A 24,908-nucleotide genomic window follows, 5' to 3' on the forward strand; every position below is an offset into this window, starting at 1 on the left:
CAAATGATCGATTATGAAGTATTGCGTTTTATCTGGTGGCTGCTGGTCGGCGTTCTGCTGATCGGTTTCGCCGTCACGGATGGTTTCGACATGGGGGTGGGGATGCTCACCCGTTTCCTCGGTCGTAATGACACCGAGCGTCGAATCATGATCAACTCCATCGCTCCGCACTGGGACGGTAACCAGGTGTGGCTGATCACCGCAGGCGGCGCGCTGTTCGCTGCCTGGCCGATGGTCTACGCGGCTGCGTTCTCCGGTTTCTATGTGGCGATGATTCTGGTGCTGGCCTCTTTATTCTTCCGTCCGGTCGGTTTCGACTACCGTTCGAAGATTGAAGATACCCGCTGGCGCAACATGTGGGACTGGGGCATCTTCATCGGTAGCTTCGTTCCACCGCTGGTGATCGGCGTGGCGTTTGGTAACCTGCTGCAGGGCGTACCGTTCCACCTGGACGAATACATGCGTCTTTACTACACCGGTAACTTCTTCCAGCTGCTGAATCCGTTTGGTCTGCTGGCCGGTGTCGTCAGCGTGGCGATGATCATCACTCAGGGCGCAACCTACCTGCAGATGCGTACTGTAGGCGAGCTGCATCTGCGCTCCCGCGCGACGGCTCAGGTTGCTGCGCTGGTTACGCTGGTCTGCTTCGCGCTGGCCGGTGTGTGGGTGGTGTACGGCATTGATGGCTACGTGGTGACGTCTGCCATTAACCACACCGCACCGTCTAACCCGTTGACCAAAGAAGTGGCGCGTCAGGCGGGGGCATGGCTGGTGAACTTCAACAATACCCCTGTGCTGTGGGCGATCCCGGCGCTGGGCGTGCTGCTGCCGCTGCTGACCATGTTGACGTCTCGTCTGGAAAAAGGTGCGCTGGCGTTCGTGTTCTCTTCACTGACTCTGGCATGCATCATCCTGACGGCGGGTATTGCGATGTTCCCGTTCGTCATGCCATCCAGCACCATGCTGAATGCTAGCCTGACCATGTGGGATGCGACGTCCAGCCACATGACGCTGAACCTGATGACGTATGTTGCTTGCGTGTTCGTTCCGATCGTTCTGGCCTACACCATCTGGTGCTACTGGAAAATGTTCGGTCGCATCACGAAAGAACATATCGAAAGCAACACCCACTCTATGTACTAAGTAAGGAGCTGAATATGTGGTATTTCGCATGGATTTTAGGGACGCTTCTTGCCTGTGCATTTGGTGTCATCACTGCCCTGGCGCTTGAGCACGTTGAAGCGACCAAAGCGGGTGAAGAAAAACACTGATGAATATTATCGCGAAACTTTACGCGGTAATGGATAAGCGCCCGTTACGGGCGCTTTCTTTAGTGATGGCATTACTGCTGGCAGGCTGTATCTTCTGGGACCCTTCGCGCTTTGCAGCGAAAACCAGCGAGCTTGAAATCTGGCACGGCTTCCTTATTATGTGGGCGGTGTGCGCAGGTGTGATCCACGGCGTGGGCTTTCGTCCGAAAGCCGTTCACTGGCAGGGAATTTTCTGCCCGCTGATTGCCGATCTGGTGCTTCTCGCCGGTTTGATTTTCTTCTTCTTCTGAATAAGAAATGTCCGTTAACGTTATGGGCTTACCCGAGCCCATAAAAATTTACTCTCCGTTTACTTTCCCCCATTCCCAACCCTCTTTCCCGCGCGTATAGTAGCGAAGTTTAAAAGCTCTAACTTTTGTTGCATTACCGGGATGTAAAGTGAATACAACGCTGTTTCGATGGCCGGTTCGTGTCTATTACGAAGATACCGATGCCGGTGGTGTGGTTTACCACGCCAGCTACGTTGCTTTTTATGAACGGGCACGCACAGAGATGCTGCGCCATCATCACTTTAGTCAACAGGTTCTGTTGGCTGAGCGAGTTGCCTTCGTGGTACGCAAGATGACGCTTGAGTATTTTGCGCCTGCCAGACTCGACGATATGCTCGAAGTCCAAACTGAAATTACATCAATGCGTGGGACCTCACTGGTTTTCACGCAGCGGATAGTCAACGCAGAGAATACCGTACTGAACTCAGCTGAAGTACTGATTGTTTGTGTTGATCCAACCATAATGAAGCCTCGTGCGCTTCCTAAGTCTATTGTCGCGGAGTTTAAGCAGTGACTGACATGAATATCCTTGATTTGTTCCTGAAGGCAAGCCTTCTGGTTAAACTTATCATGTTGATTTTGATTGGTTTTTCAATCGCATCCTGGGCCATCATCATCCAGAGAACGCGTATCCTCAATGCCGCCGGCCGTGAAGCTGAAGCGTTTGAAGATAAGTTCTGGTCGGGTATTGAGCTTTCTCGTCTGTACCAGGAGAGCCAGGGACGCCGTGAAAACCTGACCGGCTCCGAGCAAATTTTCTACAGCGGTTTCAAAGAGTTTGCTCGTCTGCATCGTGCAAACAATCATGCGCCGGAAGCGGTGGTGGAAGGTGCCTCGCGTGCGATGCGTATCTCTATGAACCGTGAACTGGAAAACCTTGAAACGCACATTCCTTTCCTCGGCACTGTCGGCTCCATCAGCCCGTATATCGGTCTGTTTGGTACCGTGTGGGGGATCATGCACGCCTTTATCGCGCTGGGCGCGGTGAAGCAGGCGACGTTGCAGATGGTTGCACCGGGTATCGCTGAAGCACTGATTGCGACCGCTATCGGTCTGTTTGCGGCAATTCCTGCGGTTATGGCTTACAACCGTCTGAACCAGCGCGTGAACAAACTGGAACTGAACTACGACAACTTTATGGAAGAGTTCACTGCGATTCTGCACCGTCAGGCGTTTACCAGCACCGAGAGCAACAAGGGGTAAACCATGGCCAGATCGCGTGGACGAGGTCGTCGCGAGCTCAAGTCCGAAATCAATATCGTTCCACTGCTGGATGTCCTGCTGGTACTGCTGCTGATCTTCATGGCAACAGCGCCAATCATTACCCAGAGCGTGGAAGTGGATCTGCCGGATGCGACAGAATCACAGGCGGTGAGCACCAATGACGATCCTCCGGTTATCATTGAGGTTTCCGGCGTAGGGCAATACAGCGTCGTAGTAGAGAAAGATCGTATGGATCAGCTGCCGCCTGAGCAGGTTATTGCTGAAGCGCAGCGTCGTCTGGAGTCAAATCCGAAAACGGTCTTCTTAATCGGTGGCGCAAAAGACGTACCCTACGATGAAATTATTAAAGCGCTGAACTTGCTACATAGTGCGGGTGTTAAGTCAGTTGGCTTAATGACCCAACCAATTTGATCATCCGCGTAGTTTTTGGGAACCGATAGTGTCAAAGGCAACCGAACAGAACGACAAGCTTAAGCGAGCGATAATCGTCTCCGCAGTGCTGCACGTGATTCTCTTTGCAGCGCTGATCTGGAGTTCGTTCGACGAGCATATTGATGCATCAGCCGGCGGCGGTGGAGGGTCTTCCATTGACGCCGTGATGGTGGATCCCGGTGCGGTAGTACAGAACTATAATCGCGAACAACAGCAGAAGGCGAGTGCCAAACGGGCTGAAGAGCAGCGTGAAAAACAGGCGCAACAGCAGGCGGAAGAACTGCGTGAAAAGCAGGCCGCAGAGCAGGAGCGTCTGAAGCAGCTTGAGAAGGAACGTTTGCAGGCGCAGGAAGCCGCGAAAGCGCAGGCAGAGCAGCAGAAACAAGCCGAAGAGGCCGCGAAGAAAGCACAGGAACAGCAAAAGCAGGCGGAAGAGGCGGCAGCTAAAGCCGCAGCGGACGCGAAAGCACAGGCTGATGCCCAGGCAAAATTAGCGGCAGAAGCGGCGAAGAAAGCCGCTGCTGATGCTCAGAAGAAAGCTGAAGCGGAAGCCGCGAAGAAAGCCGCTGCTGATGCCCAGAAGAAAGCTGAAGCGGAAGCCGCGAAGAAAGCCGCTGCCGATGCTCAGAAGAAAGCCGAAGCGGAAGCCGCGAAGAAAGCCGCTCAGGAAGCAGAGAAGAAAGCTGCTGCCGAGGCTGCAAAGAAAGCCGCTGCTGCTGAGAAAGCGGCTGCAGAAAAAGCTGCCGCTGCTGAAAAAGCGGCTGCAGATAAAAAAGCTGCAGCTGAGAAGGCCGCTGCCGATAAGAAAGCGGCTGCTGAAAAAGCGGCAGCTAAAAAGGCTGCCGCCGCTGAAAAAGCCGCTGCTGCCGCAGGGGTTGACGATCTGCTGGGCGATTTGAGCTCAGGTAAGAATGCACCGAAAACGGGCGGTGGGGCGAAAGGAAACAACGCAGCGCCGACGGGAAGTGGTAACACTAAGAGTAACGGTGCGACAGGGGCTGAAATCAACGGTTATGCCGCGCAGATTAAATCCGCTATTGAAAGCCGATTCTATGATGCGTCTTCCTATACCGGTAAAACGTGTACGTTGCGTATAAAACTGGCTCCGGACGGCATGCTGCTGGATATCAAGTCTGAAGGTGGCGACCCGGCTTTATGTACTGCGGCCCTGGCTGCAGCGCGTCAGGCGAAGATGCCTAAACCGCCATCTCAGGCTGTTTACGAAGTCTTCAAAAATGCGCCGCTGGACTTCAAACCTTAAGTTACATTTTCCCCGTGCAAACGGGGAAAAATAGACCAGGTTTAGTCACAGGGTTCTGGTAGTTTTGTCTATTTGAGTTTGTTAACATTCTGCTAAATTATCGTGGGTAAGGTTACCCGGATAAGGGAGATATGATGAAGCAGGCATTACGTGTAGCATTTAGTTTTTTAATGCTGTGGGCAGCAGTACTGCACGCAGAAGTACGTATCGAGATCACCCAGGGGGTGGACTCGGCGCGCCCAATCGGTGTTGTTCCGTTCCAGTGGGCAGGTCCTGGCGCTGCGCCTGAAGATGCCGGTGGCATCGTGGCGGCTGACCTGCGTAACAGCGGTAAATTCAACCCGTTAGATCGTTCTCGTCTGCCTCAGCAGCCGGGTAGCGCGCAGGAAGTACAGCCTGCAGCATGGTCTGCGCTGGGTATTGATGCCGTGGTTGTGGGTCAGGTTACGCCTAACCCGGACGGCTCTTACAACGTTGCCTGGCAGCTGGTGGATACCGGCGGTGCACCGGGTACCGTTCTGGCACAGAACTCTTACAAGGTCACTAAGCAATACCTGCGCTATGCTGCACATGCTGCCAGCGATGCGGTATTTGAAAAACTGACCGGCATTAAAGGTGCGTTCCGTACCCGTATCGCGTACGTGGTGCAGACCAACGGTGGTCAGTTCCCGTACGAACTGCGCGTATCTGACTACGACGGCTACAACCAGTTCCTGGTGAAACGTTCTTCACAGCCGCTGATGTCTCCAGCCTGGTCTCCGGACGGTTCTAAACTGGCCTATGTAACCTTCGAAAGCGGCCGCTCAGCGCTGGTTATCCAGACGCTGGCAAACGGTGCTGTTCGTCAGGTAGCGTCGTTCCCACGTCACAACGGTGCGCCTTCGTTCTCTCCGGACGGCTCTAAACTGGCCTTTGCGCTGTCAAAAACCGGTAGCCTGAACCTGTACGTGATGGATATTGGCTCTGGTCAGATCCGTCAGGTTACCGACGGTCGCAGCAACAACACTGAACCTTCATGGTTCCCGGACAGCCAAAACCTGGCGTTTACTTCTGACCAGGCCGGCCGTCCACAAATCTACAAAGTCAACATCAACGGCGGTGCTCCGCAGCGTATTACCTGGGAAGGTTCGCAGAACCAGAACTCAGACGTGAGCAGCGACGGTAAATTTATGGTAATGGTGAGCTCCAACGGTGGGCAGCAGCACATTGCCAAACAAGATCTGGTAGCGGGTGGCGTTCAAGTTCTGTCGTCAACGTTCCTGGATGAAACGCCAAGTCTGGCACCTAACGGCACGATGGTAATCTACAGCTCTTCTCAGGGGATGGGATCTGTGCTGAATCTGGTTTCTACAGATGGGCGTTTCAAAGCGCGTATTCCGGCAACTGATGGACAGGTAAAATCACCTGCCTGGTCGCCGTATCTGTAAATAATAATTAATTGATTACTAAAGGAATCATAGAAATGCAACTGAACAAAGTGCTGAAGGGGCTGATGATCGCTCTGCCTGTAATGGCAATCGCAGCGTGTTCTTCTAACAAGAACGCCAGCAATGACCAGAGCGGCGAAGGCATGATGGGTGCCGGCACCGGTATGGACGCGAACGGCAATGGCAACATGTCTTCTGAAGAGCAAGCGCGTCTTCAGATGCAGCAGCTGCAGCAGAACAACATCGTTTACTTCGATCTGGATAAATACGACATCCGTTCTGACTTCGCTGCGATGCTGGATGCGCACGCTAACTTCCTGCGTAGCAACCCATCTTACAAAGTCACCGTAGAAGGTCACGCGGACGAACGTGGTACCCCAGAGTACAACATCTCCCTGGGTGAACGTCGTGCTAACGCTGTTAAAATGTACCTGCAGGGTAAAGGCGTTTCTGCTGACCAGATCTCCATCGTTTCTTACGGTAAAGAAAAACCTGCAGTACTGGGTCACGACGAAGCGGCTTACTCCAAAAACCGTCGTGCCGTACTGGTTTACTAAGAGAATTGCATGAGCAGTAACTTCAGACATCATCTGTTGAGTCTGTCGTTACTGGTTGGAATAGCGGCCCCCTGGGCCGCTTTTGCTCAGGCACCAATCAGTAGTGTCGGCTCAGGCTCGGTAGAAGACCGGGTCACTCAACTCGAGCGTATTTCTAACGCTCATAGCCAGCTTTTAACCCAACTCCAGCAACAACTTTCCGATAACCAGAATGATATTGACTCTCTCCGCGGTCAGATTCAGGAAAGCCAGTATCAGCTTAACCAGGTTGTGGAACGTCAGAAGCAAATCTTGTTGCAGATAGATAGCCTGAGCAGCGGTGGTGCAGCAGCACAGCCAGCCGCAGGCGATCAGAGCGGTGCTGCGACGTCTGCGCCAGCGCCATCTGCTGATGCTTCAGCCTCAACAGGCGCGCCTGTACAGAGCGGTGACGCGAATACTGACTACAATGCGGCTATTGCCCTGGTGCAGGATCAATCTCGTCAGGATGACGCGATTACTGCGTTTCAGAACTTTGTTAAGAAATACCCTGATTCCACTTATCAGCCAAATGCCAATTACTGGCTCGGTCAGTTGAATTACAACAAGGGTAAAAAGGACGATGCGGCGTTTTATTTTGCCTCCGTGGTAAAAAACTACCCGAAATCGCCAAAAGCGCCTGATGCGATGTACAAAGTGGGCGTCATCATGCAGGACAAAGGCGACACTGCGAAAGCCAAAGCGGTTTATCAGCAGGTGGTCTCTAAATTCCCGGGCACCGAAGGTGCTAAGCAGGCGCAAAAACGTCTGAATTCGATGGGATGATTATCGCATGACCAGAAATCGCGTTATTTCTGGTCGTGCAGCATGATTACTAAGCAGTTAAGTGATCTTCATCGAAATTTTTGTTGCGCAGAATTCTTAAATCAGTAATATATGCCGCCGTTGCCACGGGATATCAAACAACGTGAAAACAGCATAAAAGTGGGTCGTTAGCTCAGTTGGTAGAGCAGTTGACTTTTAATCAATTGGTCGCAGGTTCGAATCCTGCACGACCCACCACTTAACGCAGTTCCGGCAGTACAGAGTGGGTGATTAGCTCAGTTGGTAGAGCATCTCCTTTACACGGAGGGGGTCGGCGGTTCGAGCCCGTCATCACCCACCACTCGGGTCGTTAGCTCAGTTGGTAGAGCAGTTGACTTTTAATCAATTGGTCGCAGGTTCGAATCCTGCACGACCCACCAATGTTATTGGTGCCGAGTGATAATTCAGGCAACACCCGAATGGGTCGTTAGCTCAGTTGGTAGAGCAGTTGACTTTTAATCAATTGGTCGCAGGTTCGAATCCTGCACGACCCACCAGCCTGAATAAATTTGCAGTACATCCCGCAAGGGGTCGTTAGCTCAGTTGGTAGAGCAGTTGACTTTTAATCAATTGGTCGCAGGTTCGAATCCTGCACGACCCACCAGTGTAGAAAGGCGCCCTAAAGGCGCCTTTTTGCTATCTGTCTGTTTTGTTGGTCAGGTAAGGCGAAGCCGCCACCCGACAAATGCTATCCGCACCTATTTCCGGTGACTTTTCACTCCAGATTCGCTATCTTGTTTAGTATACAAAACACAATTGCCACGCGTTTTGCTATGTCAGGCAAATGAAAGGCAATATTGTTAAGCCAGTAAAACGAGAAGCCATAATGAGTGTGATGTTTGATCCTGAAGCCGCAATCTATCCGTTTCCGCCAAAGCCTGTCCCGCTGAGCCAGGACGAAAAGCAGTTCTACCGCGAGAAGATCAAACGTCTTCTCAAAGAGCGCGATGCGGTAATGGTGGCCCATTACTACACCGACCCGGAAATACAGCAGCTGGCTGAAGATACCGGGGGCTGCATTTCTGACTCACTGGAGATGGCGCGCTTCGGTGCACGACATCCCGCTTCAACGCTGCTGGTTGCCGGTGTGCGTTTTATGGGCGAAACGGCAAAGATCCTGAGCCCGGAAAAAACCATTCTGATGCCCACGCTTAACGCGGAGTGTTCCCTGGATCTGGGCTGTCCGATTGACGAATTCACGGCCTTCTGTGACGCCCATCCTGACCGGACTGTGGTGGTCTACGCTAACACCTCTGCGGCCGTAAAAGCGCGTGCAGACTGGGTGGTCACATCGAGTATCGCCGTTGAACTGATTGAACATCTGGATAGCCTGGGCGAGAAAATTATCTGGGCGCCCGATCGCCATCTCGGCAATTATGTCCAGAAGCAGACGGGTGCTGATGTTCTCTGCTGGCAGGGCGCCTGTATCGTTCATGACGAGTTCAAGACCCAGGCGCTGGCGCGCATGAAGGCGCTTTATCCTGACGCAGCCATTCTTGTTCACCCTGAATCTCCGCAGTCGATCGTCGACATGGCGGATGCCGTGGGTTCCACCAGCCAGCTTATCAACGCTGCCAGAACGTTGCCTCACAAGCAGCTTATCGTGGCGACCGATCGCGGTATCTTCTACAAGATGCAGCAGGCCGTACCGGAGAAAGAGCTTCTTGAAGCGCCAACGGCAGGCGAGGGCGCAACGTGTCGCAGCTGTGCACATTGCCCGTGGATGGCGATGAACGGCCTGAAAGCGATTGCCGAGGGGTTAGAAACCGGTGGTGCGGCGCATGAAATCCATGTGGATGCCGCCCTGCGTGAAGGTGCGTTAATTCCGCTTAACCGCATGCTGGATTTTGCGGCTACACTACGTACTTAATTCAAAACTCCCCGGGGAAAAGATGGATTTTTTTAGCACACATAACATTCTGGTTCATATACCGATTGGTGCAGGTGGCTATGACCTTTCATGGATCGAGGCCGTTGGCACGCTGGCGGGATTACTCTGTATCTGGCTGGCAAGCCTGGAGAAGATCAGCAACTACGCGTTCGGGCTGATTAACGTCACGCTGTTTGCGATTATCTTCTTCCAGATCCAGCTGTACGCCAGCCTGCTTTTGCAGCTGTTCTTCTTTGCCGCCAATATTTACGGCTGGTATGCCTGGTCGCGTCAGAACAGCCAGCAGGAGGCCGAGCTGCAGATCCGCTGGCTGCCCCTGCCGAAAGCCATCGCCTGGTTCGTCGCCTGCGTGGTGGCCATTGGCTTAATGACCGTTTACATCAACCCGGTTTTTGCGTTCCTGACCCGCGTTGCCGTTTCGGCCATGTCCGGCATCGGCCTGAACGTGACGATGCCTGAACTCCAGCCGGATGCCTTCCCGTTTTGGGATTCCTGCATGATGGTGCTGTCGATTGCGGCGATGATTCTGATGACCCGTAAATACGTTGAGAACTGGCTGTTGTGGGTCATCATCAACGTGATCAGCGTGGCGATCTTCGCCCTGCAGGGCGTCTATGCGATGTCGCTGGAATATCTGCTGCTGACCTTCATCGCGCTGAACGGCAGCCGGATGTGGATTAACAGCGCGCGCGAGCGAGGCTCTCACGCGCTTTCCGGCTAGTGGTCATGATGATGTGAATGGCCGGACTGCGCCTCGTTAAGGTGGCAGTCCGGTCCGCTACAGGGCTGATACTCCATCTGAACGGTGGCATGGCTAATGTCGTAGTGATGTTCCAGGAAGTGCTGGATGCGATCGAGCAGCGCATCGTGGTCGTGAGGGGGGATCACCTGGACGTGCAGCGTCATGACCGGTTTCTCTCCCACCAGCCAGACGTGAACATGATGAACGTTGCGTACTTCCGGGACTGAACGGCGCAGGTTGCGCTTCAGCTCGTCGATATCCATGGAAGCTGGCGCCCCTTCAAGCAGTTCATTCACGCTCTCCTTCAGCAGCCGCCAGGCGCTGCGCAAGACCAGACACGACACAAGAACGGACAGAATCGGATCGACAGGCGTCCAGCCGGTGTAGAGGATCACCAGCGCGGCGACAATCGCCCCGACTGAGCCGAGCAAATCACCCATAACATGCAGAGCCGCAGCGCGTACGTTCAGGTTCTTCTCCCCGCTGCCGCGGTGCAAAATCCAGAAGGCCAGAATATTCGCCAGCAGCCCTGCTACGGCAATCACCATCATGGTTGCCCCGGCGATCGGCTGCGGGTGTCTGAAGCGCTGTATTGCCTCCCAGACGATAAGAATGGTAATGACCACCAGCGCAATAGCGTTAACAAATGCGGCCAGTGTGGTCAGTCTCAGCCAGCCGAAGGTATGGCGCGCATTTGGAGGACGACGCGCAAACTGCACGGCCATCAGGGCGAAGAGCAGGGCGGCTGCATCGGTCAGCATGTGTCCGGCATCAGCCAGAAGCGCCAGAGAGCCGGAAATCAGGCCGCCAATGACCTCAATAACCATAAACGTTGCCGTGACGCCAAAGGCCAGCATCAGTCGTTTAGCGTTGTCGTTGCCGGATGAGTGCGAGTGTGAATGGGAGTGCGCCATGTCTGCTTTCCTGATGTGTTATTGTTTTTAGTGTAGCGTTTTTAATAGGTTACTTCAAAAAGAAAGGAGAGCCTGAGCTCTCCTTTTTCTGACGGTTCATAACAAATTACTGGGTAGTACCATCGGTTTTGGTATTGGCGTCGTTACCCATTTTGTCGTTAGGGTCCGGGCATTTGCCGTCCTTGCACATTGAGTTCTTATGGACTTCATCTGAACTCATATTGTCATGGTTCATAGTGCCGGAACCGCTACCGTCTGGATGCAGCATGGTGCCGCCGGTGTTGGTGTTGCCGGTATTGATCTGGCTGTTGTCGACATTATTCGGGGCGATATTCTGTTTCGCATCAGGCGCAGGCTGACCTGCTGCCGCAGCCGCATTGGCGTCACCGTTGCTGTCTGAGGTGCCCGTTTCCGCAGCCAGGACGCTGCCGCTGGCCAGAGTGAGTGTAGCGGTCAGGAAGAGAGTTGCCAGTTTTGTCATTTTCATCATGGTGCTCCTGTTCTTGTCGTTACGCTGGATAACATTCTCCAACAGTGCATCTTTTTCAGAGGCGAAAGATCCCGCCTTACGGACTTACGTCAGTAGGGAATCGCGTTTAAGCGTGTAAAAATTGGTTGTTACAGTTAAAAAGCTTAGGTTAGATCTCGTTTTTCGCTATTTTGTGACGATTTTTAGGCGAATTCCAGGAATTATCTGCGTGAAGTGTAAAACCGTGTTTACACTTCCTGGTCGACAAGATAGATTGAAAGGATTGCTTTCATTACTAAAGATATGGCAGAGCTGGAACGAAGATGAATTATCAGAACGACGATTTACGCATTAAAGAGATCAATGAGTTATTACCTCCTGTAGCGCTCCTTGAGAAATTCCCCGCCACTGAAAATGCCGCAAACACGGTTTCTCATGCTCGTAAAGCGATCCATAAGATCCTGAAAGGTAATGACGATCGTCTTCTGGTGGTGATTGGTCCGTGCTCCATTCACGATCCTGCAGCCGCGAAAGAATACGCCGCCCGTCTGCTCACCCTCCGTGAAGAGCTAAAGGATGAGCTGGAAATCGTCATGCGCGTCTATTTTGAAAAACCGCGCACCACCGTTGGCTGGAAAGGATTGATTAACGATCCGCACATGGATAACAGCTTCCAGATCAACGACGGCCTGCGCATTGCGCGCAAGCTGCTACTTGAGATCAACGACAGCGGCCTGCCTGCGGCCGGTGAATTCCTGGACATGATTACGCCACAATACCTTGCAGACCTGATGAGCTGGGGCGCAATTGGTGCGCGCACGACTGAATCTCAGGTCCACCGCGAGCTGGCGTCCGGTCTTTCTTGCCCGGTGGGTTTCAAAAATGGCACTGACGGCACCATTAAGGTGGCTATTGATGCCATCAACGCCGCTGGTGCGCCGCACTGCTTCCTGTCCGTGACAAAATGGGGTCACTCCGCCATCGTTAACACCAGCGGGAACGGTGACTGCCACATCATTCTGCGCGGCGGTAAAGAGCCGAACTACAGCGCGAAACACGTGGCAGAAGTGAAAGTCGGGCTGGAAAAAGCCGGACTGCCGCCGCAGGTGATGATCGATTTCAGCCATGCCAACTCCAGCAAGCAGTTTAAAAAGCAGATGGAAGTGGGTGCAGACGTCTGCCAGCAGATTGCCGGCGGTGAGAAGGCGGTGATTGGGGTGATGATCGAAAGCCATCTGGTTGAAGGTAACCAGAACCTGGAAGGCAGCGAGCCGCTGGTGTACGGCAAAAGCGTGACCGATGCCTGCATCGGCTGGGACGATACCGACGCCATCCTGCGCCAGCTGGCAAATGCGGTAAAAGCGCGCCGCGGCTGAATTCTCAGGCACAAATAAAAAAGCGCGGAAGGCTCCGCGCTTTTTTTATGATCAGCGAAAATTACTTCGCTTTACCCTGGTTCGCAACAGCCGCTGCTTTCGCCGCGATCTCTTCTGCGTTACCCAGATAGTAGTGTTTGATTGGCTTGAAGTTTTCGTCGAACTCATACACCAGCGGTACGCCGGTTGGGATGTTCAGTTCGAGGATTTCGTCTTCACCCATGTTGTCCAGGTATTTCACCAGCGCACGCAGAGAGTTACCGTGAGCCGCGATGATCACGCGCTCGCCGCTCTTCAGGCGTGGCAGAATGGTTTCGTTCCAGTAAGGCACAACGCGGTCGATGGTCAGCGCCAGGCTCTCGGTGGTTGGCAGCTCAGCGTCGGTCAGCTTCGCGTAACGTGGGTCGTGGCCCGGGTAGCGCTCGTCATCTTTGGTCAGCTCTGGCGGGGTGATTGCGAAGCCGCGACGCCACTGTTTAACCTGCTCGTCGCCATATTTCTCAGCGGTTTCCGCTTTGTTCAGGCCCTGCAGCGCACCGTAGTGACGTTCGTTCAATTTCCAGGACTTCTCAACCGGCAGCCAGGCCTGATCCAGTTCGTCCAGCACGTTCCACAGGGTGTGGATGGCACGTTTCAGCACAGAGGTGTAAGCAAAATCAAAGCTGAAGCCTTCTTCCTTCAGCAGTTTACCTGCTGCTTTTGCTTCGCTTACGCCTTTCTCGGACAGATCAACGTCGTACCAACCGGTAAAGCGGTTTTCGTTGTTCCACTGGCTTTCGCCGTGACGCACCAGGACCAGCTTAGTAATAGCCATCTCTTACTCCTCAAGCATTTTTAGAATGATAACAATTCTCATTATATTGCCGTGGCCGTGCCAGCAGCAACGCTTAACCCTAACCATAGCGAAAATAGTCTCTGAGTGTAAGATGCTTGTGAATCCAGGGTTATGATTTTGTCTGCGATCGGCGCTATTTTCAGCAAGGCGTGCAGAAAAAAGCCCTCCGGAGGGAGGGCTGAATATTAATGTGGAATAAAATGGTATTCCGTCACGCTCACGTACTCTTCACCCGGGTGCAGCACGCAGCCTGGCTGCGGCCATTCCGGATGGTTCGGGCTGTCCGGCAGGAACTCGCTCTCCAGCGCCAGGCCTTGCCAGTCGCTGTACTCATCGTGTTCGCGCGCCGTCGTGCCGCCGAGGTAGTTGCCTGAGTAAAACTGCAGGGCAGGGGCAGTGGTATAAACCGTCATCTGCAGCTTGTCATCCGCAGACCAGACTTGCGCGGCAGGCTGCTTCACATCACCTTTGGCCTGCAGCAGGAAAGCGTGATCGTAGCCTTTCACCTTACGCTGATCGTCATCGCTCAGGAAATCCCGGGCGATGGTTTTCGCGCTGCGGAAGTCAAAGCTGGTGCCGCTCACGTCTTTGAGGCCCTGATATGGAATGCCCATCTCGTCAACCGGCAGATACGCATCCGCCAGGATCTGCAGCTTGTGCTCACGCACGTCGCACTGGCTACCATCCAGATTAAAGTACGCGTGATTGGTCAGGTTGACCGGACACGGCCTGTCGACCTTCGCGCGGTATTCAATGGCGATACGGTTGTCATCGGTCAGCGTAAAGCGCGCGGACGCGGTAAGGTTCCCCGGGAAGCCCTGATCGCCATCAGGCGAATCCAGTGAGAACAGCACTTCACCGTCGTTTTGACGAACAATCTTCCAGCGGCGTTTATCAAACCCGTCCGGCCCGCCGTGCAGCTGGTTCTCACCCTGGCTAGGAAGCAGGGTGTACTGCTCGCCGTTGAGTTCAAAACGGCTTTTCGCGATGCGGTTAGCATATCGCCCAACGGACGCGCCCAGATAGGCGGACTGATTGACATACTGCTCAGGCGAGGCGCAGCCGAGCAGGGTTTCGCGCACGCTGCCGTCCGGCATCGGTACGCGGGCAGAAAGAAGGGTAGCACCCCAGTCCATCAGCGTAACGACCATTCCCGCGCTGTTGCGCAGGGTTAACAGGCGATACGGCAGACCATCCGGTGCGAGTGTAGGTGTTTCGTTTAGCACTGTCCGGCTCCTTGTGATGCTTTACAAACATAGAAGGTTTCTTTGATGCCTGTTTTTGCTTCGTACTGCTTCGCCACGGCATCCTGTATGGCAGGGACCAACTCTTCTGGCACCAGCGCAACGATACAGCCGCCAAAACCGCCGCCCGTCATGCGCACGCCGCCTTTGTCGCCAATGGTCGCTTTGATGATTTCCACCAGGGTGTCGATCTGCGGAACGGTGATTTCAAAATCATCGCGCATGGAGGCATGAGATTCCGCCATCAGCTCACCCATGCGTTTCAGGTCACCTTTCGCCAGCGCGGACGCGGCTTCAACCGTACGGGCATTTTCCGTCAGCACGTGACGAACGCGTTTGGCGACAACCGGATCCAGCTCGTGCGCCACTTTGTTAAATTCATTGAGCGTCACGTCGCGCAGGGCTGGCTGCTGGAAGAAACGGGCGCCGGTTTCACATTGTTGGCGGCGGGTGTTGTATTCGCTGCCCACCAGCGTGCGCTTAAAGTTGCTGTTAACGATCACCACGGCCGCGCCTTTTGGCAGGGGAACGGCTTTGGTTCCCAGCGAACGGCAATCAATTAACAGGGCATGCTCTTTTTTCCCGAGCGCGGAAATCAGCTGGTCCATAATGCCGCAGTTACAGCCCACGAACTGGTTTTCTGCTTCCTGACCATTCAGGGCGATTTGCGCGCCATCCAGCGGCAGATGGTAAAGCTGCTGGAATACGGTGCCGACGGCAACTTCCAGAGACGCAGAGGAGCTTAAGCCCGCACCCTGCGGCACGTTGCCGCTGATGACTAAATCCGCACCGCCGAAGTTCTTGTTACGCTTCTGAAGGTGTTTGACGACGCCGCGCACGTAGTTAGACCACTGCTGGCTGTCGTGCGTCACAATCGAGCCATCGAGGGAAAATTCGTCCGTCTCATTACCGTAATCAGCCGCAATCACGCGGACTTTACGGTCGTCGCGTTTCGCACAGCTGATAACGGTCTGGTAATCGATGGCGCACGGCAGCACGAAACCATCGTTATAGTCGGTGTGTTCACCGATCAGGTTAACGCGGCCTGGCGCCTGGATAACGTGGGTGGCAGGGTAGCCAAATTTCTCAGCAAACAGGGATTGTGTTTTATCTTTCAGACTCATTTTTTAGACTCCTGATTCGCGATAGTGGACGTCGCTAACGGCACGCAGACGTTCTGCCGCCTGTTCCGCCGTCAGGTCACGCTGGGTTTCTGCCAGCATTTCGTAGCCCACCATAAATTTACGTACCGTCGCAGAGCGCAGCAGCGGCGGATAGAAATGGGCATGCAATTGCCAGTGCTGATTCTCTTCCCCGTTGAACGGCGCGCCGTGCCAGCCCATGGAGTACGGGAAGGAGCACTGGAACAGATTGTCGTAACGGCTGGTCAGCTTTTTCAGCGCCAGGGCAAGGTCGTCGCGCTGCGCGTCGCTGAGATCGGTTATACGCAGAACATGTGCTTTCGGCAGCAGCAGCGTCTCAAACGGCCACGCGGCCCAGTAAGGCACGACGGCCAGCCAGTGTTCGGTTTCCACCAGGGTACGGCTGCCGTTGGCCTGTTCACGCTGCGCGTAATCCACCAGCATCGGCGAGCCGTTTTCCGCGTAATACGCTTTCTGCAGACGGTCTTCACGCTCGGCTTCGTTAGGCAGGAAGCTGTTCGCCCAGACCTGGCCGTGCGGATGGGGGTTCGAGCAGCCCATGGCCGCGCCTTTGTTTTCGAACACCTGCACCCACGGATAGCTCTGCCCCAGCTCTGCGGTTTGTGCCTGCCAGGTGCTGACGACCTCTTTCAGCGCGTCCACGCTCAGCTCCGGCAGCGTCTTGCTGTGATCGGGAGAGAAGCAGATCACGCGGCTGGTTCCGCGCGCGCTTTCGCAGCGCATCAGCGGATCGTGGCTTTCAGGCGCGTCCGGCGTGTCGGTCATCAGGGCGGCAAAATCGTTTGTGAACACGAAGGTGCCTTTGTAGTCCGGGTTTTTATCCCCGGTAACGCGCGTGTTGCCCGGACAGAGGAAGCAGTCCGGGTCGTGCTGCGGCAGGGTCTGTTTTGCAGGCGTCTCCTGCGCCCCCTGCCAGGGGCGCTTAGCGCGATGCGGAGAAACTAAAATCCATTGCCCGCTTAACGGGTTAAAACGACGATGCGGATGATCGACGGGATTAAATTGCGTCATGACGGATCCTTAGTCCGGATAGCCTTGCGGGTGGCGTGACTGCCAGTGCCAGGTATCCTGTGCCATTTCATCAAGCGTGCGCGTCACACGCCAGTTAAGCTCTTTGTCGGCTTTGGTGGCATCGGCCCAGTAAGCAGGCAGATCGCCCTCGCGACGCGGTGCGAAGTGGTAGTTCACCGGCTTGCCGCAGGCTTTGCTGAAGGCGTTAACCACGTCCAGCACGCTGCTGCCGACTCCGGCGCCGAGGTTGTAAATATGCACGCCCGGTTTGTCAGCCAGCTGCTGCATGGCCGCAACGTGACCGTCGGCCAGATCCATTACGTGGATGTAGTCGCGCACGCCGGTGCCGTCTTCGGTCGGATAGTCATTGCCAAAAATCGCCAGCGAGTCGCGACGGCCAACGGCAACCTGGGCGATATACGGCATCAGGTTGTTTGGGATGCCCTGGGGATCTTCACCCATATCGCCAGACGGATGCGCGCCGACCGGGTTGAAGTAGCGCAGCAGCGCGATGCTCCACTCCGGCTGGGCTTTTTGCAGGTCGGTCAGGATCTGCTCCACCATCAGCTTGCTTTTGCCGTACGGGCTTTGCGGGGTACCGGTCGGGAAGCTTTCAACGTAAGGAATTTTCGGTTGATCGCCGTAGACGGTGGCGGAGGAGCTAAAGATGAAGTTTTTGACGTTCGCCGCGCGCATGGCGGAGATGAGACGCAGAGTGCCGTTGACGTTGTTGTCGTAATACTCGAGCGGCTTCGCAACGGATTCACCGACCGCTTTCAGACCCGCGAAGTGGATCACCGCTTCTATGGCGTGGTCGTGAAGGATCTCGGTCATCAGCGCTTCGTTGCGGATGTCGCCTTCCACAAAAGTCGGTTGTTTACCGCCAAGACGTTCAATCACAGGCAGCACGCTGCGCTTACTGTTGCACAGGTTGTCGAGAATGATGACGTCATGGCCGTTTTGCAGCAGTTGCACGCAGGTATGACTACCTATGTAACCGCTACCACCTGTTACCAGAACTCGCATATTTCGCTCCATTGGGCTTATGGTATGTAATAACCATAGCATAACAGAGACGCGAAAAGTGTGACATGGGATAAAATAGTGGAATCGTTTACACTCGTTTTCACACTCACTTTTTTCATGACTGAGAGCATTCTAGATCAAAGAGATAGCGATGTATTGATGCAAGTTATCTGAAAAAGAGGAGGGCAGAGCCCTCCACGGTTAATCAACGTTGCTGAGAAGGTAGCGATAACCCTCACCGTCCGGAACAAACTCCAGGCGATGCGTGATGCAGGCGGGGGCATCTTCGGCATGATGTGAAACGAAAAGCAGCTGCGTTTCACCTTCGCTAATCAGGACATCCACAAAGCGGCGGATAAGCTGGCGGTTCAACGGGTCGAGTCCCTGCAGCGGTTCGTCGAGGATCAGCAGCGTAGGGTGTTTCACCAGCGCGCGAACGATCAGGGCCAGACGCTGCTGCCCCCACGACAGACTATGAAACGGCGCGTCAGCAACCCGGTTGTCCATGCCCAGAATGTCCAGCCACTGCTGGGCGAGCTTATGTTGTTTATCCGACACCGCCTGATAAATACCGATGGAATCAAAATACCCGGAGAGGATCACGTTGCGTACCGTGGTACTGACCCGGTAATCCAGATGCAGGCTGCTGCTGACGTAGCCGATGTGTTTTTTGATATCCCAGATGGTTTCGCCGCTGCCGCGACGCCGACCAAACAGCGTGAGGTCGTTGCTGTAGCCCTGCGGATGATCGCCGGTGATCAGGCTCAGCAGCGTCGATTTTCCCGCGCCGTTGGGGCCGACAATCTGCCAGTGCTCGCCTGGATTGACCGTCCAGTTGAGGTGATTAAGGATCGGGCGATCGTCATAAGAGACCACACCATCCCGCAGCACGATGCGCGGCTGGTGGGGATCAAGCGCGTGGCGCGCCGACGGGGCGTCGGGTTCCGGAAGGGTAATACCGTCGAGCTGTTCGCTGTGCGCGAGTTGGGCAATCAGCGCCTGCTTAAGCAGCGCGGTTTTTTCGCCGGTCTCGGTCAGGTTACAGTCGGCCAGGACGCCCGCGTGCTGGATAAATTCCGGAATTTCATCGAAGCGGTTAAGCACCAGCACGAGGGTATATCCCTGCTGATTAAGCGACGCCAGCAGAGACGTCAGCTGCGCCCGGGACTGCACGTCAAGACCGTCGAACGGTTCGTCCAGAATAAGCAGTTCAGGTTCGCTCATCAGCGCCTGACAAAGCAGCGTTTTTCGCGTCTCGCCGGTCGAAAGGTATTTAAAGCGCCGGTTCAGTAGAGGGGTGATACCGAACTGTTCTGCCAGGCGCTGGCAGCGGGCGGGATCCTTCACTTCATCCTGAATAATTTCCGCCGTCGTACGGCCGGTATCGTCTTCGCCAGGGCTGAGTAAATCGGTGTTGTTGCGCTGCCACTCGTCGCTGACCAGCTTTTGCAGTTGTTCAAACGACAGGCGCGTCAGGCGCGTAAAGTCGCTCTGGTATTCGCCTTTGAGGAGGTTGAGCTCTCCCGCCAGCGCGCGGGCCAGCGCGGATTTACCGCTGCCGTTAGTGCCGACAAACGCCCAGCTTTCACCCGCGCGAATCGTCAAATCAGCAATCGTTAGCGTTCGGGTATCGCTAAGACGAAACGTGCCTTGCGAAATATGCAATGATGACATGATTTATCCCTGTTTTTGCAGCACCAGATATCAGGGATACGCACTGTCGGTTCGATTGTCAATGTGCTCAGCACAAAGTGGCGATAATCACCCGGTCCGCGTTGAAATAAGCGGTGACGACAGCACCTTCTTCTAAGTCGTCCGACTCGCTGAGCGGTATGGTCGCACAGAGCGGTTGCCCATCTGCCAGGGTCATAAGCACTTCGCATTGCGCCTGGCCGCGTTCGATATGGCTGATTGTGCCCGGCAGCTGGTTATCTGCTGCCTTTGCCGCGTCGGGATCGCGCGTGATAGTGACCCACGGCGCTTTCAGCAGCACCAGCACCTCTTTACCTTCATCAAGCTCAAGACGCTCTGCGCTCTGCGCCGTTATGGCGGCTTTCAGACGGGTGGTGCCATCGGCAAGCAGGATCTCAATATGCTGCTGTACCTGGAGATCGTCGCGCGCCGTCACCGTACCAAACCACTGGTTGCGGGCGCTGGTTTGTAAAGAGAAGCGGGAAATGGCGGCCAGCAGACTGTCCAGCGGAACGTTATCGTCATCGCTCAACACATCAAACGCTTTTTGCTGGATCTGCGCCAGCAGATCGTAAAGCTGAATAAGGCGCTGGCCATAACGCGTCACGATCGCACCGCCGCCGCCTTTGCCGCCCGTGGCTCTGTCCACCAGCGGGTGTTCGCTCAGGGTGTTCATCTCGTTGATGGCGTCCCAGGCGCTTTTATAGCTGATTCCCGCGTTTTTCGCCCCCTGGCTAATCGAGCCCGTTTGTTCTATTTGTTTAAGCAGGGCGATACGTCGCGGATCGGCGAAAAGCTTTTGCTGAAGTCGTAGAGTGAGGAGAATTTCGGCCTGCATAACAGTGTCCTAGCAAAAAGAGTATTGTGACCCAAATGGTGCAGGGCGCAAAGGGTACCGCACAAAAGGGGATGTTTTTCTCACTATTCAGGGTAGAATGAGTCATTCACAATATCTGGAGAAAACCATGTTAGAGTTGTTGAAAAGTCTGGTATTCGCCGTGATCATGGTACCAGTAGTGATGGCCATCATCCTCGGTGCCATCTACGGCCTGGGTGAAGTGTTCAACGTCTTTTCGAACATTGGTCACAGAGACCAGGCTAAAAAGCAGCATTGATTCCCCTCAAAACGCCCGGCTTGTCCGGGCGTTTTGCTCTCAAGATTTTCCCGTTTTCGCCGATATAATTTAACGCATCACACCGGTTTACCCATTCAGCGGTACGATTAAACGCTGGGATCTCCCTGACGTTATCGTTATATTAATTTGTATATAACGCTACTCGCAGGAGTTACAGATGGCACGTTCATGGGTACGCCTTTTTGCAGGGGCAACATTGACGCTTTCCCTTACCGGACACGCGCTGGCGGACGAGGGTAAAATCACGGTCTTTGCGGCGGCGTCGTTGACTAACGCGCTGCAGGATATTGCGGCGGCGTATAAAAAAGAGAAAAACGTCGAGGTGGTCTCCTCTTTTGCCTCTTCCTCGACGCTGGCTCGCCAGATAGAAGCGGGCGCACCGGCGGATCTGTTCATCTCGGCGGATCAGAAGTGGATGGATTACGCGGCGGAGAAGAAATCAATTGATGCGACAACCCGCGAAACGCTGCTGGGGAATAGCCTGGTTGTCGTGGCGCCAAAAGGCAGCGCGCAGGCGGACATCACTATCAACAAACAGACCAACTGGACGAGCCTGCTGAACGGTGGCCGTCTGGCGGTGGGCGACCCGGCGCACGTTCCGGCCGGGATTTATGCCAAAGAAGCGCTGCAAAAGCTGGGCGCATGGGAGACGTTGTCGCCGAAGCTGGCCCCGGCCGAAGACGTGCGCGGCGCGCTGGCGCTGGTGGAACGCAACGAAGCCCCGCTGGGCATTGTGTATGGCTCTGATGCCGTAGCCAGTAAGGGGGTGAAAGTGGTGGCAACGTTCCCGGAAGACTCCCACAAGAAAGTGGAATATCCTGTTGCGATTGTTGATGGACATAAAAATGCGACCGTGACGGCTTTCCGCGATTATCTGAAGGGGCCTGAAGCGTCCGCTATCTTTAAACGTTACGGATTTACGACTCACTGATGATATTGACCGATCCTGAATGGCAGGCTGTTCTGCTGAGCCTTAAAGTCTCTTCCCTGGCGGTTGCGCTGAGTTTGCCCTTTGGGATCTTCTTTGCCTGGCTACTGGTTCGCTGTCAGTTTCCCGGCAAAACGCTGCTCGACAGCGTGCTTCATCTTCCGCTCGTGTTGCCGCCCGTAGTGGTCGGTTACCTGCTGCTGATTTCGATGGGGCGACGCGGTTTTATCGGCGAGAAGCTCTACGACTGGTTTGGGCTGACGTTCGCTTTTAGCTGGCGCGGTGCGGTACTGGCTGCGGCGGTGATGTCATTCCCACTGATGGTGCGGGCGATACGTCTCGCGCTGGAAGGGGTGGACATGAAGCTTGAACAGGCGGCCCGCACGCTGGGCGCCGGGCGCTGGCGCGTCTTTTTCACCATCACGCTGCCCCTGACGTTACCCGGCATTATTGTCGGGACGGTGCTGGCCTTCGCCCGCTCGCTCGGCGAGTTTGGCGCGACGATCACGTTTGTGTCGAACATACCCGGTGAGACGCGGACGATTCCGTCGGCCATGTATACGCTGATTCAAACGCCGGGCGGTGAAGGCGCGGCGGCGCGGCTGTGTATCATTTCAATTGTGCTGGCGCTGGTGTCGCTAATGGTGTCTGAATGGCTGGCGCGGCTCAGCCGCGAGCGGATGGGGAAATAAGCATGCTGGAACTCCATTTCACCCAGACGCTGGGAAACCATACCCTGACGCTTAATGAAACGCTGCCGGCAAGCGGAATCACCGCCATCTTTGGCGTGTCGGGGGCGGGAAAAACGTCGCTGATTAATGCCATCAGCGGCCTGACGCGTCCGCAGTCTGGCCGTATTGTCCTGAATGACCGGGTCCTGAATGACGTGGAGAATAAGGTTTACCTCTCGCCGGATAAACGCCGCATCGGCTATGTTTTCCAGGATGCACGCCTGTTCCCGCACTACAGCGTGCGCGGCAACCTGCGTTACGGCATGGCGAAAAGCATGGCCGGGCAGTTTGATAAGCTGGTGACGCTTTTAGGTATTGAGCCATTGCTCGACAGGCTGCCATCCTCGCTCTCCGGTGGAGAAAAACAGCGCGTGGCCATTGGCCGCGCGTTGCTGACCGCACCCGAACTGCTGCTGCTCGACGAACCGCTGGCCTCGCTGGATATTCCGCGTAAACGCGAACTTCTGCCTTATCTACAGCGCCTGACGCGGGAAATTAATATTCCGATGCTCTACGTCAGCCATTCGCTGGATGAGATCCTCCATCTGGCCGACAAAGTGCTGGTGCTGGAAGAGGGCAGCGTCAAGGCCTTCGGCAACCTGGAAGAGGTGTGGGGCAGCAGCGTGATGCACCCCTGGTTGCCCCGGGAACAGCAGAGCAGCATTCTGAAAGTAAGCGTCCAGGAACATCATCCGCACTACGCGATGACGGCGCTGGCGCTGGGCGATCAGCACCTGTGGGTCAATAAGATCGACAAGCCGTTACAGTCCGCGCTGCGTATTCGCATCCAGGCGTCGGACGTCTCGCTGGTGCTGCAGCCCCCGCTGCAAACCAGTATTCGAAATATCCTGCGCGCCAAAGTGGCGGAATGTTTTGATGATAACGGGCAAGTGGAAGTGAAGCTCGAGGTCGGCAGCAGGACGCTCTGGGCGCGCATCAGCCCGTGGGCCAGGGATGAGTTAGGGATCAAACCCGGACTGTGGCTTTACGCGCAAATTAAGAGCGTCTCGATCACCGCCTGATTACAGCAGGTGAGTGTAAATGTACTGCGCGATGCTGTCGGTGGTGTTGTCGCCAATCACCACGTTGGCGTGCGCTTTTACCGCGTCGTCGGCATTGCCCATCGCCACGCCGGTACCGGCGGCTTCCAGCATGCTTATGTCGTTGTAGTTGTCGCCGAAGGCGATCGCGTCCTGCATCGACCAGCCTTTTGATTCCACATACTGCGTCAGGCGTTTGCCTTTGCTGTTGCCTTTGCGGGCAATATCCACCTGATCGTGCCAGGACCATTCGCACTCCAGACCCAGCGTCTGTTCCACGTGTTTCGCGAAGGCATTCAGCTTGGTGGTGTCTTCATCCGTCAGGGCGAATTTCCAGATAGCCTCAACGTCCTGGGCCGCCTGACGCAGGGAGGAAACCTGGGTAAAGACGGGACGCTGCGCTTCAGGCAGGGACAACGCCCAGTTGCTGGTGCGCACCACGTGGCCGGTAGGGCGCTCGTAGACCATCGCGTTATCCACATACATCAGGCCGTGAACGGCATGCTCATCCAGCAGATCAATCAGTTGCAGCGCCTGGGGAACCGGCAGCGGGTCGGATTCTAAAACCTTTTTTGCCTGATAATCATACAAATGTGTTATGCTTATACAAACAAAAATTAGAAGGTTTAACATGAAAAAAGTATTTGTGTATCATCGTGTTAGCTCGGATCAGCAGCTCGACGGGTCAGGTATCGCACGCCAAGCTGAACTATTAGAAGGCTACTTAGAGCGTACTGGCATTTGTGCGGAAATGGATGATCCAGCCCCAGTAGTACTATCGGATCAAGGTGTCTCAGCCTTTAAGGGTTTAAACATCTCTGAGGGTGAGTTAGGGGCATGGATGGAACAAGTACGTAATGGTATGTGGGATAGTTCTATATTGGTAGTGGAATCTATAGACCGCTTTAGCCGCCAGAACCCGTTTGATGTGATGGGTTACATCAATGCTCTAATGGCACATAACGTAGCTATTCATGATGTAATGGCTAACATAGTTATCAGCCGTAGTAATTCTAAAGATCTACCTTTTGTAATGATGAATGCTCAACGGGTGACCTGCTCCCCGTTGATTAGTACACCCCGATGTTAGTAATGTCTTCATAAGCCACATGAGGACATCCCCATGAAGAAGCGTTTTTCCGATGAACAGATCATCAGTATTCTCCGCGAAGCCGAAGCTGGGGTACCCGCCCGTGAACTCTGCCGCAAGCATGCCATTTCCGATGCCACGTTTTACATCTGGCGTAAGAAGTATGGCGGTATGGAGGTGCCTGAAGTTAAGCGCCTGAAGTCGCTTGAGGAAGAGAACGCCAGACTCAAGAAGCTGCTTGCCGAAGCCATGCTGGATAAAGAGGCGCTTCAGGTG

At 54.8% G+C, this 24,908-nt stretch carries 28 protein-coding genes, 5 tRNA genes and 1 pseudogene; 24 read left to right on the plus strand and 10 right to left on the minus strand.

Annotation, left to right across the window (positions count from 1 at the left end; genetic code table 11):
• Positions 1-3: 3 nt before the first annotated feature.
• The 17 genes from cydB (at position 4) to pnuC (ending at position 9,956) form a co-directional block, all read left to right on the plus strand.
• Positions 4-1,143 carry a cytochrome d ubiquinol oxidase subunit II gene (cydB, locus tag ACWYRJ_RS08955; RefSeq protein ID WP_023293006.1) on the plus strand — a complete coding sequence of 380 codons (1,140 nt, stop codon included), beginning with the start codon at positions 4-6 and terminating at the stop codon, positions 1,141-1,143.
• Between the two features lie 14 nt (positions 1,144-1,157).
• Positions 1,158-1,271, plus strand: a complete 114-nt coding sequence (gene cydX / locus ACWYRJ_RS08960; protein WP_003858598.1) for a cytochrome bd-I oxidase subunit CydX — start codon at positions 1,158-1,160, stop codon at positions 1,269-1,271.
• Positions 1,271-1,561, plus strand: coding sequence for a cyd operon protein YbgE (gene ybgE, locus ACWYRJ_RS08965; RefSeq protein WP_008501100.1), 291 nt, complete (start codon positions 1,271-1,273; stop codon positions 1,559-1,561). Before cydX ends, ybgE begins: the two co-directional genes overlap by 1 nt.
• Positions 1,562-1,709: 148 nt before the next feature.
• Positions 1,710-2,114 carry a tol-pal system-associated acyl-CoA thioesterase gene (ybgC, locus tag ACWYRJ_RS08970; protein ID WP_003858593.1) on the plus strand — a complete coding sequence of 135 codons (405 nt, stop codon included), beginning with the start codon at positions 1,710-1,712 and terminating at the stop codon, positions 2,112-2,114.
• The gene (gene tolQ / locus ACWYRJ_RS08975; protein ID WP_008501101.1) at positions 2,111-2,803 is read left to right on the plus strand and encodes a Tol-Pal system protein TolQ; all 693 of its coding nucleotides are present in this window, start codon (positions 2,111-2,113) and stop codon (positions 2,801-2,803) included. Before ybgC ends, tolQ begins: the two co-directional genes overlap by 4 nt.
• 3 nt (positions 2,804-2,806) lie before the next feature.
• On the plus strand, positions 2,807-3,235 hold the full coding sequence (gene tolR / locus ACWYRJ_RS08980; RefSeq protein WP_003858589.1) for a colicin uptake protein TolR: 429 nt from the start codon (positions 2,807-2,809) through the stop codon (positions 3,233-3,235).
• A 28-nt stretch (positions 3,236-3,263) separates the two neighbouring features.
• On the plus strand, positions 3,264-4,517 hold the full coding sequence (tolA, locus tag ACWYRJ_RS08985) for a cell envelope integrity protein TolA (RefSeq protein WP_116343915.1): 1,254 nt from the start codon (positions 3,264-3,266) through the stop codon (positions 4,515-4,517).
• A gap of 134 nt (positions 4,518-4,651) precedes the next feature.
• Positions 4,652-5,944, plus strand: a complete 1,293-nt coding sequence (gene tolB / locus ACWYRJ_RS08990; RefSeq protein WP_008501103.1) for a Tol-Pal system beta propeller repeat protein TolB — start codon at positions 4,652-4,654, stop codon at positions 5,942-5,944.
• A 35-nt stretch (positions 5,945-5,979) separates the two neighbouring features.
• Positions 5,980-6,501, plus strand: a complete 522-nt coding sequence (pal, locus tag ACWYRJ_RS08995) for a peptidoglycan-associated lipoprotein Pal (protein ID WP_003858578.1) — start codon at positions 5,980-5,982, stop codon at positions 6,499-6,501.
• 9 nt (positions 6,502-6,510) lie between these two features.
• Positions 6,511-7,305 carry a cell division protein CpoB gene (gene cpoB, locus ACWYRJ_RS09000; RefSeq protein ID WP_111964366.1) on the plus strand — a complete coding sequence of 265 codons (795 nt, stop codon included), beginning with the start codon at positions 6,511-6,513 and terminating at the stop codon, positions 7,303-7,305.
• Positions 7,306-7,466: 161 nt separating this feature from the next.
• Positions 7,467-7,542, plus strand: a tRNA-Lys gene (locus tag ACWYRJ_RS09005).
• A 27-nt stretch (positions 7,543-7,569) separates the two neighbouring features.
• Positions 7,570-7,645 (plus strand) — tRNA-Val (locus ACWYRJ_RS09010).
• A gap of 3 nt (positions 7,646-7,648) precedes the next feature.
• A tRNA-Lys gene (locus tag ACWYRJ_RS09015) sits at positions 7,649-7,724 on the plus strand.
• Positions 7,725-7,765: 41 nt separating this feature from the next.
• Positions 7,766-7,841: transfer RNA gene (locus ACWYRJ_RS09020), tRNA-Lys, on the plus strand.
• Between the two features lie 31 nt (positions 7,842-7,872).
• Positions 7,873-7,948: transfer RNA gene (locus ACWYRJ_RS09025), tRNA-Lys, on the plus strand.
• Positions 7,949-8,170: 222 nt separating this feature from the next.
• A complete protein-coding gene (gene nadA / locus ACWYRJ_RS09030; protein WP_249575693.1) occupies positions 8,171-9,214 on the plus strand; it encodes a quinolinate synthase NadA in 1,044 nt (347 codons plus the stop codon).
• Positions 9,215-9,236: 22 nt separating this feature from the next.
• Positions 9,237-9,956, plus strand: a complete 720-nt coding sequence (pnuC, locus tag ACWYRJ_RS09035; protein WP_111963794.1) for a nicotinamide riboside transporter PnuC — start codon at positions 9,237-9,239, stop codon at positions 9,954-9,956.
• On the opposite strand, the gene zitB is transcribed toward pnuC, so the two are convergent.
• A complete protein-coding gene (zitB, locus tag ACWYRJ_RS09040; protein ID WP_149366180.1) occupies positions 9,953-10,891 on the minus strand; it encodes a CDF family zinc transporter ZitB in 939 nt (312 codons plus the stop codon). The two genes, pnuC and zitB, sit on opposite strands and share 4 nt — an antisense overlap.
• 106 nt (positions 10,892-10,997) lie before the next feature.
• A complete protein-coding gene (locus tag ACWYRJ_RS09045; protein WP_111963796.1) occupies positions 10,998-11,378 on the minus strand; it encodes a protein YbgS in 381 nt (126 codons plus the stop codon).
• 305 nt (positions 11,379-11,683) lie between these two features.
• On the opposite strand from ACWYRJ_RS09045, the gene aroG reads away from it, so the two are divergent.
• Positions 11,684-12,736 (plus strand): 3-deoxy-7-phosphoheptulonate synthase AroG, encoded by a 1,053-nt coding sequence (gene aroG, locus ACWYRJ_RS09050; protein ID WP_008501110.1) that lies wholly within the window; start codon positions 11,684-11,686, stop codon positions 12,734-12,736.
• A gap of 61 nt (positions 12,737-12,797) precedes the next feature.
• Here aroG and gpmA read toward each other — a convergent pair whose 3' ends face one another.
• The 7 genes from gpmA to modE form a co-directional block, all read right to left on the minus strand.
• Positions 12,798-13,550, minus strand: a complete 753-nt coding sequence (gene gpmA / locus ACWYRJ_RS09055) for a 2,3-diphosphoglycerate-dependent phosphoglycerate mutase (protein WP_023310804.1) — start codon at positions 13,548-13,550, stop codon at positions 12,798-12,800.
• A gap of 206 nt (positions 13,551-13,756) precedes the next feature.
• A complete protein-coding gene (galM, locus tag ACWYRJ_RS09060) occupies positions 13,757-14,797 on the minus strand; it encodes a galactose-1-epimerase (RefSeq protein ID WP_223581635.1) in 1,041 nt (346 codons plus the stop codon).
• Positions 14,791-15,939 carry a galactokinase gene (galK, locus tag ACWYRJ_RS09065; protein ID WP_249575689.1) on the minus strand — a complete coding sequence of 383 codons (1,149 nt, stop codon included), beginning with the start codon at positions 15,937-15,939 and terminating at the stop codon, positions 14,791-14,793. Before galK ends, galM begins: the two co-directional genes overlap by 7 nt.
• A 3-nt stretch (positions 15,940-15,942) precedes the next feature.
• Complete coding sequence (gene galT / locus ACWYRJ_RS09070) at positions 15,943-16,989, minus strand: galactose-1-phosphate uridylyltransferase (protein ID WP_455507756.1); 1,047 nt, start codon at positions 16,987-16,989, stop codon at positions 15,943-15,945.
• Between the two features lie 9 nt (positions 16,990-16,998).
• Entirely contained in the window at positions 16,999-18,015 is a 1,017-nt protein-coding gene (gene galE, locus ACWYRJ_RS09075) for a UDP-glucose 4-epimerase GalE (RefSeq protein ID WP_048026980.1), read from the minus strand.
• Positions 18,016-18,216: 201 nt separating this feature from the next.
• Positions 18,217-19,689, minus strand: a complete 1,473-nt coding sequence (gene modF / locus ACWYRJ_RS09080) for a molybdate ABC transporter ATP-binding protein ModF (protein WP_149366184.1) — start codon at positions 19,687-19,689, stop codon at positions 18,217-18,219.
• Positions 19,690-19,756: 67 nt separating this feature from the next.
• Positions 19,757-20,545, minus strand: a complete 789-nt coding sequence (gene modE / locus ACWYRJ_RS09085) for a molybdenum-dependent transcriptional regulator (RefSeq protein WP_149366185.1) — start codon at positions 20,543-20,545, stop codon at positions 19,757-19,759.
• Between the two features lie 127 nt (positions 20,546-20,672).
• Here modE and ACWYRJ_RS09090 point away from each other — a divergent pair, with 127 nt between their 5' ends.
• The 4 genes from ACWYRJ_RS09090 (at position 20,673) to modC (ending at position 23,524) form a co-directional block, all read left to right on the plus strand.
• Positions 20,673-20,822 carry an AcrZ family multidrug efflux pump-associated protein gene (locus tag ACWYRJ_RS09090; RefSeq protein WP_008501118.1) on the plus strand — a complete coding sequence of 50 codons (150 nt, stop codon included), beginning with the start codon at positions 20,673-20,675 and terminating at the stop codon, positions 20,820-20,822.
• Positions 20,823-21,000: 178 nt separating this feature from the next.
• On the plus strand, positions 21,001-21,774 hold the full coding sequence (gene modA, locus ACWYRJ_RS09095; protein ID WP_111963802.1) for a molybdate ABC transporter substrate-binding protein: 774 nt from the start codon (positions 21,001-21,003) through the stop codon (positions 21,772-21,774).
• On the plus strand, positions 21,774-22,463 hold the full coding sequence (modB, locus tag ACWYRJ_RS09100; protein WP_033144966.1) for a molybdate ABC transporter permease subunit: 690 nt from the start codon (positions 21,774-21,776) through the stop codon (positions 22,461-22,463). Before modA ends, modB begins: the two co-directional genes overlap by 1 nt.
• Positions 22,464-22,465: 2 nt before the next feature.
• A complete protein-coding gene (modC, locus tag ACWYRJ_RS09105) occupies positions 22,466-23,524 on the plus strand; it encodes a molybdenum ABC transporter ATP-binding protein ModC (RefSeq protein WP_455507757.1) in 1,059 nt (352 codons plus the stop codon).
• Here the strand turns inward: modC and ACWYRJ_RS09110 are convergent.
• Positions 23,525-24,142: pseudogene (locus ACWYRJ_RS09110) on the minus strand (pyridoxal phosphatase); the annotation flags it as partial.
• 31 nt (positions 24,143-24,173) lie between these two features.
• Here ACWYRJ_RS09110 and ACWYRJ_RS09115 point away from each other — a divergent pair.
• Positions 24,174-24,632 carry a recombinase family protein gene (locus ACWYRJ_RS09115; RefSeq protein WP_455507758.1) on the plus strand — a complete coding sequence of 153 codons (459 nt, stop codon included), beginning with the start codon at positions 24,174-24,176 and terminating at the stop codon, positions 24,630-24,632.
• A 33-nt stretch (positions 24,633-24,665) separates the two neighbouring features.
• A partial coding sequence (locus tag ACWYRJ_RS09120; RefSeq protein ID WP_069683839.1) for a transposase occupies positions 24,666-24,908 on the plus strand: 243 nt, incomplete at its 3' end.

It is taken from the genome of Enterobacter sp. (assembly GCF_977039595.1).